The sequence below is a fragment of the Neobacillus sp. D3-1R genome (assembly GCF_052180215.1).
Lineage (GTDB): Bacteria > Bacillota > Bacilli > Bacillales > Cytobacillaceae > Pseudoneobacillus.
In genome coordinates this window covers 3,546,245-3,559,704 of record NZ_CP197471.1, presented here as the reverse complement: position 1 = coordinate 3,559,704, position 13,460 = coordinate 3,546,245, and the positions used below count along the sequence as shown (strand labels likewise).

Annotated in this window: 13 protein-coding genes; 8 read left to right on the top strand and 5 right to left on the bottom strand. The window is 35.8% G+C overall.

Features of this window, described 5'->3' with window-relative positions:
- Positions 1 to 6: 6 nt before the first annotated feature.
- Both ACSBPO_RS18285 and ACSBPO_RS18280 read right to left on the bottom strand, forming a co-directional pair.
- On the bottom strand, positions 7 to 1,197 hold the full coding sequence (locus ACSBPO_RS18285; protein WP_442595800.1) for a Ger(x)C family spore germination protein: 1,191 nt from the start codon (positions 1,195 to 1,197) through the stop codon (positions 7 to 9).
- Complete coding sequence (locus tag ACSBPO_RS18280; protein ID WP_442595798.1) at positions 1,194 to 2,846, bottom strand: spore germination protein; 1,653 nt, start codon at positions 2,844 to 2,846, stop codon at positions 1,194 to 1,196. Before ACSBPO_RS18280 ends, ACSBPO_RS18285 begins: the two co-directional genes overlap by 4 nt.
- Positions 2,847 to 3,328: 482 nt before the next feature.
- On the opposite strand from ACSBPO_RS18280, the gene ACSBPO_RS18275 reads away from it, so the two are divergent.
- Positions 3,329 to 3,886, top strand: coding sequence for a hypothetical protein (locus ACSBPO_RS18275; RefSeq protein ID WP_442595796.1), 558 nt, complete (start codon positions 3,329 to 3,331; stop codon positions 3,884 to 3,886).
- 47 nt (positions 3,887 to 3,933) lie between these two features.
- Here ACSBPO_RS18275 and ACSBPO_RS18270 read toward each other — a convergent pair whose 3' ends face one another.
- Entirely contained in the window at positions 3,934 to 4,464 is a 531-nt protein-coding gene (locus tag ACSBPO_RS18270; protein WP_442595794.1) for a YceI family protein, read from the bottom strand.
- A gap of 236 nt (positions 4,465 to 4,700) precedes the next feature.
- Between ACSBPO_RS18270 and ACSBPO_RS18265 the strand changes: the two genes are divergently transcribed.
- Positions 4,701 to 4,979 carry a hypothetical protein gene (locus ACSBPO_RS18265; RefSeq protein WP_442595792.1) on the top strand — a complete coding sequence of 93 codons (279 nt, stop codon included), beginning with the start codon at positions 4,701 to 4,703 and terminating at the stop codon, positions 4,977 to 4,979.
- Positions 4,980 to 5,175: 196 nt separating this feature from the next.
- On the opposite strand, the gene ACSBPO_RS18260 is transcribed toward ACSBPO_RS18265, so the two are convergent.
- A complete protein-coding gene (locus ACSBPO_RS18260; RefSeq protein ID WP_442595791.1) occupies positions 5,176 to 6,357 on the bottom strand; it encodes a chromate transporter in 1,182 nt (393 codons plus the stop codon).
- Between the two features lie 237 nt (positions 6,358 to 6,594).
- On the opposite strand from ACSBPO_RS18260, the gene ACSBPO_RS18255 reads away from it, so the two are divergent.
- The 5 genes from ACSBPO_RS18255 to ACSBPO_RS18235 all read left to right on the top strand — a co-directional run bounded on the left by ACSBPO_RS18255 (position 6,595) and on the right by ACSBPO_RS18235 (position 12,145).
- Positions 6,595 to 7,302, top strand: a complete 708-nt coding sequence (locus ACSBPO_RS18255) for a winged helix-turn-helix domain-containing protein (protein WP_442595789.1) — start codon at positions 6,595 to 6,597, stop codon at positions 7,300 to 7,302.
- A complete protein-coding gene (locus ACSBPO_RS18250; protein WP_442600403.1) occupies positions 7,298 to 8,701 on the top strand; it encodes a sensor histidine kinase in 1,404 nt (467 codons plus the stop codon). Before ACSBPO_RS18255 ends, ACSBPO_RS18250 begins: the two co-directional genes overlap by 5 nt.
- Before the next feature lie 173 nt (positions 8,702 to 8,874).
- Positions 8,875 to 10,152, top strand: coding sequence for a S1C family serine protease (locus tag ACSBPO_RS18245; RefSeq protein ID WP_442595787.1), 1,278 nt, complete (start codon positions 8,875 to 8,877; stop codon positions 10,150 to 10,152).
- A 103-nt stretch (positions 10,153 to 10,255) separates the two neighbouring features.
- On the top strand, positions 10,256 to 11,134 hold the full coding sequence (locus tag ACSBPO_RS18240) for a foldase protein PrsA (RefSeq protein ID WP_442595785.1): 879 nt from the start codon (positions 10,256 to 10,258) through the stop codon (positions 11,132 to 11,134).
- A 105-nt stretch (positions 11,135 to 11,239) separates the two neighbouring features.
- Complete coding sequence (locus tag ACSBPO_RS18235; protein ID WP_442595783.1) at positions 11,240 to 12,145, top strand: hypothetical protein; 906 nt, start codon at positions 11,240 to 11,242, stop codon at positions 12,143 to 12,145.
- 56 nt (positions 12,146 to 12,201) lie between these two features.
- On the opposite strand, the gene ACSBPO_RS18230 is transcribed toward ACSBPO_RS18235, so the two are convergent.
- Positions 12,202 to 12,525 carry a winged helix-turn-helix transcriptional regulator gene (locus ACSBPO_RS18230; protein WP_442595781.1) on the bottom strand — a complete coding sequence of 108 codons (324 nt, stop codon included), beginning with the start codon at positions 12,523 to 12,525 and terminating at the stop codon, positions 12,202 to 12,204.
- Positions 12,526 to 12,686: 161 nt separating this feature from the next.
- On the opposite strand from ACSBPO_RS18230, the gene ACSBPO_RS18225 reads away from it, so the two are divergent.
- Complete coding sequence (locus tag ACSBPO_RS18225; RefSeq protein ID WP_442595779.1) at positions 12,687 to 13,451, top strand: DODA-type extradiol aromatic ring-opening family dioxygenase; 765 nt, start codon at positions 12,687 to 12,689, stop codon at positions 13,449 to 13,451.
- Positions 13,452 to 13,460 lie beyond the last annotated feature (9 nt).

Here is a 13,460-nt window from a genome sequence, read left to right as displayed (position 1 = left end):
ATTGTGTTACTTTCCCGATTTTGTTGGATTGTACAATAACACAGAACTTTTTATTTCAGCGTTTACATCCACCGTAATTTTGGCATCGACAAATTCTTGTTCCCAATGATTTTTCATTTGCTTCCATTCTGCAGGAAATTTGTTATTAAACACTTTTCCTAACTCTAGGAAATCAGCTTTATATTCCTTTTGTGCTTTCTTGATCACGTCATCAATATTGCCTTTTAGTTCCTTTTCCAATTCCTTTTCTAATTCATTCACTTCGTGTTCCTTCTTAAGTGAAAACGGACAACCTGCCTCTACAAGGTTTGTTTCAACATCCATTTTTACTTTAAAAGCCGGCCTTTTATTTTTATAGCTGGGTTTGACCGAAAATGTTTCATTTATTGTTTCTAGAGTAATGGTTTTTTCATCGTCACTAGGACATTTAAGTACGGTTACTCCCGATTCAACTTTTTCAATAAAAGGGAGGAGCCCTTTTGTTTCTTTAGCTGATAGGGTACCAACTAACTTCGAATCTTTAATTACTCCTGCACCTGAAAGTTTTACTTGTTTGTAGGAACCCTCTTGTCCTTCTTTTTTATTCGACACTCCCCGATCAACTAGCTTTATTCTAGCGATTACGGGTTCTGTACTTTGACTAAGGTAGGCCCTTTGGATTTCAAGTAATTCTGTTTTAGGTGCTGAAGAGGTAATCGAACTATATCTAAAAAGTTTATCCAGTGCTTCACCAGGAATGATTTCCAATCCTGTCATGGTCGAGACGATATCCTTCGCTTTGTCAGGTGTAACCGTCACCCACGTTCTCATTCTCAGTTCAGGGTTTCGTGTGAAAAAATCTAAAATATCCTGAATCCCATCTTTTGCTAAGTCTTCATTAATAACGATAATAAAATTATGAGCCCAGAATATGCGTCGGGTTGAAAATTCGCCAAGATTTCGAATGGCTTCAAAAATCGTTTTTCCTTCGGCAGATGCTGACCATATTGGATCGCCTGTATTCCCAGATGGTGCACCTGTTTGTCCTCTTGCATCAGCAGGTCTCGCTATTTGAACCGTAATTTCAACACCGCCATCTTTGCCTTTATCTAATCCTACAGCCATAACTAAAGCTAATTCATTTATCTCTCTTTTACTTGCGCAGCCAGTAAGGATGAGGATAGTGAGGAATAGTAAAATCCATCTTTTAAACATCATTCTTCTTCTCTCCTTCCGATTTTACGGAAAGAAGGTTTCCTCTTCTTTTTAGTCTTTTTATTCTTATTATCATCATTGTCACTTTCTTTTTGTTTCAATCCTTCAATCGAATCTTCCTCCTGATTGGGAGAAGGAAGACTATCATCCGCTACACGTTCTTCTTTACCTTCTGCTAATTGGGGCTGTTTATCCATTTTCCACCAAGGAAAACGAATGATGGAATCCTTTTGATCGGAGGGTTGGAATGGTGTTGCTGGTGCTAAATAAGATTCACCAAATGACCGAATGGATAAAGCGTGAATCGCCAGAATAGAAAAAGCAGCAGCAAAGCCTAATAATCCCAATGTCCCAGAAGCTAGTAGTAAAGGAAAACGTATTAATCGAATCGAAAAACTTGCTGCGTAATTCGGAATCGCAAAAGAGGCAATCCCTGTAACCGCCACAACAATAACCATAAAAGGTGAAACCATTCCCGCCTGAACAGCAGCCTGTCCGATGATCAATGAACCTACGATACTCACAGCTTGTCCCACGGGTTTTGGCATTCGTAAACCTGCTTCTCTCATCAATTCAAAGGCAATCTCCATGATAAGAGCTTCTAGTAAAACAGGAAAAGGTACGACTTCTCGACCAGATGCAATGGTTAAGGCAAGTGGGGTAGGAATCATTTCTTGATGAAAGCTTGCCAGCATGACATAAATAGACGGTAAAGTAAGGCTAATGATAAAAGCAAAATACCGAACCAATCTAAAGAAGGAACCGGTATAAAATTTGGCATAATAGTCATCACTTGCTTGCAAGTATTGCCAAAAGTAAGTTGGGACAACTAAAACGAATGGTGTATTATCAACAAAAATAGCGACTTTCCCTTCAAGAATTTCTGCAGCTACTTTATCTGGTCTCTCCGTACTTTGCACAGTTGTAAAGGGGGAGTAAGGTGCATCCGCTATTAATTCTTCCACATATCCACTTTCTAAAATGGCATCGATTTTTATTTTTTTAAGACGTTCTTTTACCTCTTCAACTAATCCTTCTCTTACAACTCCTTTGATGTAAGCAATGTTGATATCGGTTTGTGTTTTTTTTCCTAAGTTGATCGCTTCTAACCGAAAATTAGGATTTCGAATACGTCGTCTAACTAACGCAGTATTTGAACGAATATTTTCAGTGAAACCGTCCCTAGCCCCTCTGACAACTTGTTCCGTTACTGGCTCTGAAACAGACCTTGTATCCCAGCCGCGCGAAGACAATAACAGTGGTTGATTGGAGCCGTCTAGAAAAATTAATGTATCCCCGGAAAGGACTCCATCAATTCCATCTTCTACTACTTTTACAACCTTAATGGATGGGTTTACAATTAAATGTTTAATCATTTCTTCCGTAAAGTTTGAGTCATGAATCATTTCGTTTCTTCTAGAAGATTCAGCCGTTTTATAAATGAGATATTCAATTAGTCTTTCGACTCCTTGAGTATTAACCAATCCATCCGTATAAAAACAAACTGCTTTTATCTCTTTTTTTCCATGAAAAACAAATTCTCTTTTGACAATATCGACACTATCTCCAAGTAGGTTATGAATCACTTCAATATTATGATCTAAATGGATACTAAAGAGAGCCCGAAGAGCACTTTGGTTGTTTTCCTGCATGATGGCATCCCCCTTTGGTTGTCTACTCCATTTATTTCCTTATTTCTTTTCCTTATTCAAATTTCGTTTGAAAAGACACATTTTATGGGAATAATAACAAAGGAATGAAAGTAGGAAGAAAGAGGTTATGTGATGGACTTTTATCATACCTGGGTGTATATCCATATTTTCAATACCAAATGGTTTATTTGGACTTTTGTTATTTTCATATTTGCATTAAATTTTATTTCTCCGATCCTGGTTTGGTTAGTGATGAATAGTAAAGGGCTTCCCTTTTTAAGAAAAAGAGAAGCGCAAGGGGAAAATAATCAATCAAAGTCATAACCAACTGATAAGCTGTCTTCCTAGTCGTCTTGTTGATGACTATGAAGACAGCTTATTTTTTTTATACCAAAATTGAAAATGAAAAAAATCAAATTTCATATTTTAGTATTAATATAGTGAAAATGTAATAAATTTGTATAAAAGGGAGGGGAAATTCTATGAAACAAGCAGTTTCACTGTTTTTAGTTGTCCTGTTATTTACATTTTCTAGCTTTGTCTTCGCAACCTCAAAGGAATCAGACACATTTTTAAAAGAATTGGAGAAAAAACTCCAAAATGATAATACTTATTACCATGAAAATACCGTTTCACTTGAACAAGTCATCTCATTTAAAGGGGATGTAACGAAGGTTATTAAGCAGGATGATCCTAAAACAGAAGAAAATGAAGAGAAGGTAGAAGTTTATCCTTCCACCATTATCATAGCCCTTGCGGATTATGAAGAAATAAGAGGACATTTGTTTACCTTCGAGAAAAAGGACTTTTATTATTATGATGCAGAAAAGAATGAATTTTTAACTAATCCTAATGTCATCCAAAATAAACAAGCAGAGGAATTTTTTAAGAAGTACGCTGAGTCTGTTGGGAAAGAAAAAACGTTTTTAACCAACTTTCTTATTACTTTTATCCTCTTTATCCTCGTAATGGTTCCTTGGTTAATTGGTTTAATCCACGAAAAACGGATGGGGCCAGCACCAAGATTTTATCATTATTAAGAAAAAGAGCCCTTTTAAGAGGGCTCTTTCTTTAACTTTATACAAAATTATGCTCTTGCAGCCTGAATTTCTAAAGAAATTTTAATTTCGTCTCCAACAAGAACTCCACCTGTTTCAAGCGCTGCATTCCATGTTAAGCCGTATTCACTTCTTTTGATTTTGCCTTCTGCATTGAATCCAACCTTTTCATTACCCCAAGGATCTTTTCCTGTTCCTTCATAAGTTACAGCAAAAGTTTCAGGACGTGTAACTCCATTAAGTGTTAAATCTCCAGTAACATCGTATTCACCTTCACCCGTTTTTACGATATTTGTAGCTTTGAAAGTCATGTTTGGATGATTTTCAACATCAAAGAAATCTGCTGAACGTAAATGGTTATCACGATCTTCGTTACGTGTATCAACGCTTGCTAGGTCAACTGTAAATTCAATAGTAGCAGTTGTTAAGTCTGTTGGATCTGCTTCAATAGTAGCACTGAAGCTATTAAAAGAGCCCTTTACCTTTGCAATCATCATATGTCTTACAGAAAAATCTACACTGCTATGAGCGGTATCTAAAGCCCAAGTTGTTTTTGTCATTTTATATTCCTCCAAAATAGTTTGATATTATTTATCTCAAATTCAAGATATATGAATCTGAAATAAATTATATGATGTTACCAAGCATATTGTCAACATAAAAATAGATGAAAAAGTTTTTTCTTAGTAAAATAATCGGAATACCTATAATAAAAAATATCTTGCCTAAAAAAATAAAGCCCAAACCTAATGACTTTGTTCTGAATAAAGATATAGAAGAAAGAGGAGGTGTTTGAATGTCACAGGAAAAAAGAAGTGGAAACGAGAGAGTTATTCATGTAGATAAGTTAGTTATACATGCAAAAGAGGTTGAAATTATCAATGAAGGTCGAGACCATGGGCGGGACCGAGACCGGGACCGGGACCATAGAGGACCGGACCATAGAGGACCGAGAAGAGATCCATGGGAATTCATGTGGGGAAGACCACGCCATATGGAAGATGAATCATCTTCATCATCCTCTTCATCCAGTGAGGTACTTTCTGAAAACAGAGATGGGATGCACAGAGAATAATAATGTTAGAAAAGAGGGTGAAGTCTTTCACCCTCTTTTGACTTCTTATATGAAAGCTGTTTTCGTATAGATTATGGTTTACAGTCTCTCTTAATAAGTGCTCAGCTCTTTTCTTAAGTTTCATATGAGTTTAACACCCTATATGGTAAATGCCTATTTATTAGTTCCAAAAAGCAACAAAGTTTCAGAAAAGAGCCTATATGAAAGAAATGATATAACCGCCTAAAGCACCAGTTAAAACAATCACCCATGGAGGTAATTTCCAAAATACAAGCATGGTAAAAAGTATCGCAGCCAGTGCAAAATCGATTGAGGTAAAAATGGAACTGGTCCAGATAGGCTGATAGAATGCGGCAATGAGTATTCCTACTACTGCTGCATTGACCCCAACAAGGGCACCGTTAATTTGAGGATTTTTTCTTAATATATTCCAATAAGGTAAAGTTCCAAAAATTAATAAAAATGCCGGCAGAAAAATAGCTATGGTGGCCATTAATCCACCTTTCCACCCATTGATCACAGCACCAATATAAGCTGCAAAGGTAAAAAGAGGACCTGGAACGGCCTGCGCCGCGCCATAGCCAGCTAAAAATACTTCATTGCTTAACCAGCCTTCTGGAACAAATTCTCTTTCTAATAATGGTAGAACGACATGTCCTCCACCAAATACAAGTGCACCAGATCGATAAAAACGGTCAAAAAGAGAAAGCCACTCAAGAGAAGTTGCTTTGACTATAATTGGTAAAAAAATGAGAAGTCCAAAAAATAGGACAAGGCAGACTAAAGCGAAAGCCTTTGAGATAGGAATCGGCTGACTGGCTGCTTCCTCCTTTTCTTGGTTGCGAAAATAGAGATATCCTAGGATGGCAGCTGCAAGAATAATTGCCACTTGTGTAAAAGCAGTTTGCCAAAGCAGCGTCACCACTAAAGCAAATAAAGCAATTGCTTTTTTAGGAAGATCAGGAGTCAATTTTTGTGACATTCCTAAAATAGCATGTGCCACAACTACTACGGCAACAATCTTTAATCCATGAACCCAGCCTGCGTTTACCAGGTCAATGCTTTGTAATAAGGTGGCGAATAAAATAAGAGCCAATACAGAAGGAAAGGTAAAACCGATAAACGCTAGAATACCGCCTAAGACTCCGCCGCGCATGGCCCCAATTCCAATACCTACCTGACTGCTCGCAGGACCGGGCAAAAACTGACATAAGGCGACTAGGTCTGCATAGCTTCGCTCGTCCAGCCACTTTCGTCTTCGAACATACTCCTCATGGAAGTAGCCTAAATGAGCAACCGGACCGCCAAATGAGGTAAGTCCGAGCTTTGTAGAAACAAGCAAAATTTCTAACAATGCTGAAAAAGATATTTTTCTCATCTTTTCCTCCGTAAAAAGAAATGTAATGAAAAGTATAGTATCATTTTAGCATAGGTTGGATTACTTTCATGAGATTAGCATTTTTATGTGAGATGTAACTTGGAGAAAATAGACGGTATATATGAAAAATCTATGACCAAAGGATTAAGAAATCAAGAAATATATGAAAAAGTGTTGATAATATTGGAGAATCGTTTTTAAATTTAAAGAAAGAACCGCTTTGATGAGGTGAAAAAAATGAGAATTTTAATGATAGAGGATAACAAAAGTGTATGCGAGATGGTCGAAATGTTTTTTTCCAAAGAAGGCATCACAGGTGAATTTGTGAATAATGGTTTGGAAGGATACAATCGTTATAAAAGTAGTGACTGGGATCTCCTTATTATAGATTGGATGCTACCAGGTATGGATGGCGTGACTTTATGCCGAAAAATAAGACAAGAAAATAGTTCCATACCCATCATCATGTTAACGGCAAAAGACAGTGAATCTGATCAAGTGTTGGGACTTGAAATGGGAGCGGATGATTATGTAACCAAACCGTTTAGCCCGCTTGCTTTGATGGCCCGAATTAAGGCAGTAGCTAGGAGATATAACAAGACAAATAATGAAAAAGAAGATGGTCATTCATTGGAATCAAAGCATATTAAGATTAATAGGGAAACACGTGAGGTGTTAATTCATAACCAATCGATTCAAAATCTTACACCAAAGGAATTTGACCTATTATCTTATTTTGTCCAACATCCCCGCCAAGTGTTTTCAAGAGAGCAACTGTTAGAAAGGGTTTGGGGCTATCAGTTTTACGGTGATGAGCGCACGGTGGATGTTCATATTAAAAGACTTCGAAAAAAGATTGGTACAGCCGAGCAGCCTTTTTTTCATACAGTGTGGGGAGTAGGCTATAAGTTTGATGAATCCCTGGTAGAGACGAATGAAAATTAAGATTAAGTATATCTATCAACAATTTTTGAGCCATATCAGTATCATTGTTGTGGCTTTTTTAATATTAAGCTTATTGTTTGCTCATTATGTGGAGAATCTGGTGTATCAAAATAAAGTTGAAGAATTAGTCTCCTATGGTCAAAATTTATTAAAAGACTTTCAAGATCCTAGAATGGATCAAGAGGATGTTTTATTACAGTACCATAATGTTTTAGTAGGAAGAAATATCCATTTGAGTATTTTTGATGAAAATGGGATGATACTTTTTCCAAGGGAACAGCTAGGGCCGCGGTTCAAAATAACGGAAGCGGAATGGGATAAAATTACCAAAGGCAAAACTGTTATTGTCAAACAAGATTTAAAGAGATTTGATCAAGATGTATCACTTGTTGCGCTGCCATACTTAGTTGATGACATTCTAGTTGGAGGGATTCTGCTCACCTCACCGATAAGTGGATCGCGTGAAATGATTTCCCAAATCAATCAATTTTTATGGTACACCGTTTTAATTGCATTTGGAGTTTCATTTTTATTAAGCTGGGTACTTTCAAGAATCCATGTGAATCGTATTAAGAGAATTCAAGAGGCAACCTCCTTAGTTTCAGCTGGAGATTATACGGTGAACATTAATTCCTCTAATTTTGATGAAATAGGGGAGTTGGCCCAGGATTTTAACAAGATGGTTGAAAAACTTAATGCTTCCAATGAAGAAATTGAGAGTCTAGAAAATCGAAGACGGCAATTTATGGCAGATGTCTCACATGAGCTTCGTACTCCATTAACTACGATCAGTGGCGTTATCGAAGGTTTTAGAAACAACATGATTGCCGAAGAAGAAAAAGAAAAAGGGATTAATTTAGTAAGTAAAGAAACGAAACGGTTAATCCGTCTTGTAAACGAAAATCTAGACTATGAAAAAATTAGATCCAATCAAGTAAAGCTGATTAAAGAGCATATTGAATTATACGAAGTATTAGAAATCATAAAAGAACAGCTAGATATTTTAGCAGAAGAAAAAAATATTGAGTTGATTATTGATGTCGATAAGGATGTCATGGTACATGCTGATTATGATCGTCTTGTTCAAATTATGATTAATATCACGACCAACAGTATTCAGTTTACTGAGAGCGGGGCAATATGGTTAAGAGGAAAACAGGGGAAAAATGAAACAATTATCGAAATTGAAGATACCGGGATTGGAATGGATCCAGAACAAATAGAAAAAATATGGCGTCGTTTCTACAAAGCGGATATTTCTAGAACCTCTACACCGTATGGGGAATTCGGTCTCGGTCTTTCTATCGTCAAACAACTTGTTCATCTTCATCATGGAGAAATAGAAGTGACAAGTGAACCTAATAAAGGAACAAAATTCACAATAAAAATACCACTTTAAAAAGTCGCCAGAAGGCGTCTTTTTTGTTGGGAAAATCATATTCATTTTCATAATTTTTATCTAATTTTTCCAAGTCTCTTAACCGTTTGTTCATAGTTTGGTCATATTTTCTGGCTAATATAAAAATATCTTAATCAATCAAATCATTCCTTAATGTAGAGGAGGAAATAGTTATGAGTGAATTTAATAATGAACTCCAAACCAATCATCAATCCTTTCAAACACCTGAAAATGAAATTCAGCCCAGTCGATATGAGGAGCCTGTCAATGTAAAAAAAACGGGCCGTTCACCTATAAAAGGATTTATTTCTCTCGTTGCAGCAGGGGTAGTTGGCTCGGCTTTAACTTTGACGGTTGCACCACATACCGATTATTTTCAAAAAATGTATCAAACAGAAGTAAGTAAACCGGTCCAAAACAATGTGCAAAGTACAACCGCATCTATTACTCCAACTCAAACAGCTATGAAAACAACTAATGGTTCCATAGCAGACATTGTTGAAAATGCTTCAAAAGCCATTGTTGGAATTGTTAATATTCAAAACCAAAATAACTTCTTTTCAGGAAGTTCTGAAAGTGTTCAAACCGGTTCGGGCTCAGGAGTTATTTTTAAGAAAACGAATGATGCTGCCTATATTGTGACGAATAATCACGTTATTGAAGGAGCCAATGAAGTTGAAATCTCCTTTTTCGATGGTGAAAAAACAAAAGCAAAGTTAGTTGGTGCTGATGCATTAACAGACCTAGCTGTTTTAAAAATAGATCCTAAATATGCGAAAACGATTCTTGATTTTGGGGATTCCTCTGTTCTACGTCCTGGTGACCAAGTATTAGCGATTGGAAACCCTCTGGGCTTAGATTTATCACGTACCGTGACCCAAGGAATTGTCAGTGCGGTTGACCGAAGTGTCCCAGTCTCTACATCTGCTGGTGAATGGGAATTAAATGTTATCCAAACAGATGCAGCAATAAATCCTGGAAATAGCGGTGGTGCTCTTATTAACACACAAGGGCAAGTCATTGGAATTAACAGCATGAAAATCTCTAATAGTGGAGTAGAAGGACTGGGATTTGCCATTCCAAGTAATGATTTAGTGCCAATCGTTAACCAAATGATTGAAAACGGTAAAGTGGTACGTCCATATATGGGAGTTAGTTTAGTAAGTTTAGAAGAGGTACCTCAAGAGTATGTCCCAACTCTTCCTGAAAAAGTAAAACAAGGAGCCATGATCACCTTTATTGATCCTAACTCAGCAGCAGATAAAGCTGGTTTGTTAAAACAAGACGTCATTGTCTCCATCAATGATAAAGAAGTGAAAGCATCAGGAGATATACGAAAATACTTATACGCCCATTCAAAAGTTGGCGACCAAGTAACATTAAAGCTATATCGTCAAGGAAAACTAATGACGGTTCAAATGAATTTAACAAGTAATCAAAATACGAATTAATATAGGCAAAACCTGAAAAAAGGAAGCCTCAACACGGTTTCCTTTTTTTCGTTTTGTAGATATATTTTAAAAAAAAATGGTTGTATTTAGAGGAGGAAATGAGATGAAGAAATTAAATAAGATGATTCTGCCTATATTAGGTGTTGTATTAATTGTCCTTGTTGTAATTTTTAGTAAGGGATTTTCTAAAAATGAAGTAGTGGCAAAGGTTGGAAAAGAAGAAATTAGCAAAGATGAATTATATACAAGATTAGTGGAACAATATGGAACGGATACACTTGATACTATGATTTCGCAAAAAATAGTGAAATTAGAAGCGGAAAAAGGAAAGGTTAAGGTAACAGAAAAAGAAAAAGATGCTAAGCTTCAATCTTTAATAGAATCATATGGAGGTGAAGAAGCCTTTAACTCTGCCCTTAAACAAAATGGAGCAAAAATTGAAGACCTAAAAAAAGACCTTGAAGATTACTTACTAACAAAAAAACTATTAGAACCTAGAATTAAAGTGACCGATGATGAAATGAAGACTTATTTTACAGATAATAAAGATAAATATGATCAAAAGGAACAAGTAAAAGCAAGACATATTCTTGTTAAGGATGAAAAGACGGCAAAGGAAGTGGCGGACAAGCTCAAAGCTGGTAAGGATTTTGCAGCATTGGCAAAGGAATATTCAACTGACACCTCTAATGCCAATAGTGGTGGAGATTTAGGATATTTTGGAAAAGGAAAAATGGTACCTGAATTTGAAAAAATAGCCTTTTCTTTAAAGAAAGATGAAATTAGTGAACCAGTAAAAACGGAATTCGGCTATCATATCATCCAAGTGTTAGATAAAAAAGAAGCGAAAGAAGCAAAATTTGAAGATCATAAAGAGGAAATTAAACAAGCGTTGATAGAAGAAAAAATGCAAACAGAATATACTACTTGGTTAGACGAAAAAAAGAAGGAATATAAAATTGAAAATGTATTAAATAAATAAATTTTTCCTTTTTTTTAAAACATAGGAAACAATATGGAAATAATTTGTTCATATTTGATGGATAAGCTACAAGTGTAAGAAAAAATATTAAATAGGAGGATGACCATGTTAAAGAAAAAGACGTTAGCGTATGTAGTAGCAGGTGCACTGACTTTAGGAGTTGTCGGGTCGATTCCAGCATTTGCAGCAAATAAAGACCAAGTAAAATCAGAAATGAAGATGGAAACTTTTCAAAAGCATGGGTTTAAACAAGGACATTTTGCGGATAGTGAATTTTTAAAAAAACAAGCTGAAAAACTAGGAATTAAAACGGAAGGTAAAGATGATGCTACTTTAGCAAAAGAAATTCGTGAAGCCCATCTAAAACAACATGCCGAAAAGCTTGGGATTTCAACAAAGGGTAAAGATATAGACACGTTGCGAGAAGAAGTCATTCTAGCTCATTTAACGAAAAAGGCAAAAGAATTAGGAATCGCAACAGATGGAAAAAATGCTGAAACTTTAAAGCAGGAGATATTTGAAACTAGGGTTAAAAATAAAGCAAAAGAGTTAGGTATCTCTACTGAAGGTAAAGATATTAGAGATTTGGCACAAGAAGTTGGAGAAGCGCAATTAAAGAAGGAAGCAAAAGAGCTAGGTATTTCAACAGAGGGCAAAGAACTTCGTGAATTACATAAAGAAGTCCTAGTAGCTCAAATCACAAAGAAAGCAAAGGAATTAGGTATTTCAACAGAAGGTAAGGATATCCGTGATGTGGCTCAAGAAGTAAGAGAAAAACAAATCTTACAAGCAGCCAAAAAGCTAGGAATTGACACGAAAGACAAGAGTACAGAGGAGATTTTCCATGAAATCTTACTTGACCATTCTGATAAAATAAAGGAATTAGATTTATTCCCTTTCAAAATTCAGCATCATTTCTTCTTTGGTAAAGAAAAGGAAAGAAACGGGCATCATAAGGGAATGCATGGAAAGACATTTGACGAAGATAGCTTTATGGAAGATACTTTTTAATATTTGGAACAAAGAAAGGGCAGAGAAACTTCTGCCCTTTTGTTATGAAAAAATATTTATTCTTTATTTATTTCAACCCAATTTTGTGACCATTTTTCGATCTCACGAATAATCGGTTCAAGGGCCATTCCTTTTTCTGTTAAAGAATATTCAATTCTTACAGGTGTTTCTGGGAATACTTCACGCTTCACAATTCCCTCCTGTTCTAAATCCTTTAATCTTTCAGAAAGGAGTCTTCCGCTAATAGGGAGGGATGACTCTATTGAACAAAAACGTTGTGGTCCTGTTAATAATTGATAAATAACTAAACCTGTCCAACGTTGGCTCATGATTTTCATTGCCTTTTCGAATCGTGGACATAAAGTAGAAGATTGATCCATTTTATATCACCTCTCAAAGAATATTATAACCGATAATTATTTTTAATAATATATTTATGTTTCAGTAAATACTTACTTGACGTTTATTTATTATGATAATACACTAACTTACATAAAGTAACTACTTTTAACTACTTTATTGTCGTTTGGAGGAAAATAAAATGCAAGCTTTATTTTTAGCTCATGGATCACCAATGAATGCAATCGAAGATAAAGAATATACAAGGTTTTTAGAAAGTTTTGGCCACACACTAAATCCAAAGGCTATTGTGATTTTTACAGCGCATTGGGAAAGTGAAGTACTAACCATTTCCTCTTCGGATCAAGAGTACAATACTATTTACGATTTCTATGGTTTCCCGGAAGAACTCTATCAAATAAAATATCTAGCAAAAGGGTCATCCCAATTAGCAAATAGAATAGCTGAAAGTTTAGACAGGAAAGGTATCCCAGTAAAAAAAGATACAAGCAGGGGACTTGATCATGGGTCTTGGACTTTATTACAACGATTATTTCCAAATGCTGATATTCCTGTCGTCCAAGTTTCGGTAAATCCTTTTTTACATCCTGAAAAACAATATGAGATTGGAAGTGCACTTCAAGGATTAGGAGAAGAAGGGATTTTGGTCATTGGTAGTGGGGTTACCGTTCATAATCTAAGAATGGTTAATTGGGGTCAAACAACACCAGAAGCTTGGGCTGTTGAATTTGATGATTGGTTAATTGAAAAGATAGAAAAAGACGATTTGTCATCACTATTTGAATATGAAAAATTGGCACCGCATGCAAAAGCAGCAGTGCCAAGACCAGAGCACTTTGTCCCACTATTTATCTCAATGGGAAGTGCAAAGTCACTTACCCAAGCCAAAGTGATCTTTCGTAACTACGAATTTGGTACATTAAGTAATTTATGTCTGCAGTTTTAAAATATAAAA

What these genes read in the sequence shown, in the direction of transcription:
- ACSBPO_RS18275 (WP_442595796.1), top strand. Translation starts at nt 3,329, where the DNA reads ATGAAACAAGCAGTTTCACTGTTTTTAGTTGTCCTGTTATTTACATTT.
- ACSBPO_RS18230 (WP_442595781.1), bottom strand. Translation starts at nt 12,525, where the DNA reads ATGGATCAATCTTCTACTTTATGTCCACGATTCGAAAAGGCAATGAAA.
- ACSBPO_RS18265 (WP_442595792.1), top strand. Translation starts at nt 4,701, where the DNA reads ATGTCACAGGAAAAAAGAAGTGGAAACGAGAGAGTTATTCATGTAGAT.
- ACSBPO_RS18285 (WP_442595800.1), bottom strand. Translation starts at nt 1,197, where the DNA reads ATGATGTTTAAAAGATGGATTTTACTATTCCTCACTATCCTCATCCTT.
- ACSBPO_RS18245 (WP_442595787.1), top strand. Translation starts at nt 8,875, where the DNA reads ATGAGTGAATTTAATAATGAACTCCAAACCAATCATCAATCCTTTCAA.
- ACSBPO_RS18225 (WP_442595779.1), top strand. Translation starts at nt 12,687, where the DNA reads ATGCAAGCTTTATTTTTAGCTCATGGATCACCAATGAATGCAATCGAA.
- ACSBPO_RS18240 (WP_442595785.1), top strand. Translation starts at nt 10,256, where the DNA reads ATGAAGAAATTAAATAAGATGATTCTGCCTATATTAGGTGTTGTATTA.
- ACSBPO_RS18260 (WP_442595791.1), bottom strand. Translation starts at nt 6,357, where the DNA reads ATGAGAAAAATATCTTTTTCAGCATTGTTAGAAATTTTGCTTGTTTCT.
- ACSBPO_RS18280 (WP_442595798.1), bottom strand. Translation starts at nt 2,846, where the DNA reads ATGCAGGAAAACAACCAAAGTGCTCTTCGGGCTCTCTTTAGTATCCAT.
- ACSBPO_RS18255 (WP_442595789.1), top strand. Translation starts at nt 6,595, where the DNA reads ATGAGAATTTTAATGATAGAGGATAACAAAAGTGTATGCGAGATGGTC.
- ACSBPO_RS18235 (WP_442595783.1), top strand. Translation starts at nt 11,240, where the DNA reads ATGTTAAAGAAAAAGACGTTAGCGTATGTAGTAGCAGGTGCACTGACT.
- ACSBPO_RS18270 (WP_442595794.1), bottom strand. Translation starts at nt 4,464, where the DNA reads ATGACAAAAACAACTTGGGCTTTAGATACCGCTCATAGCAGTGTAGAT.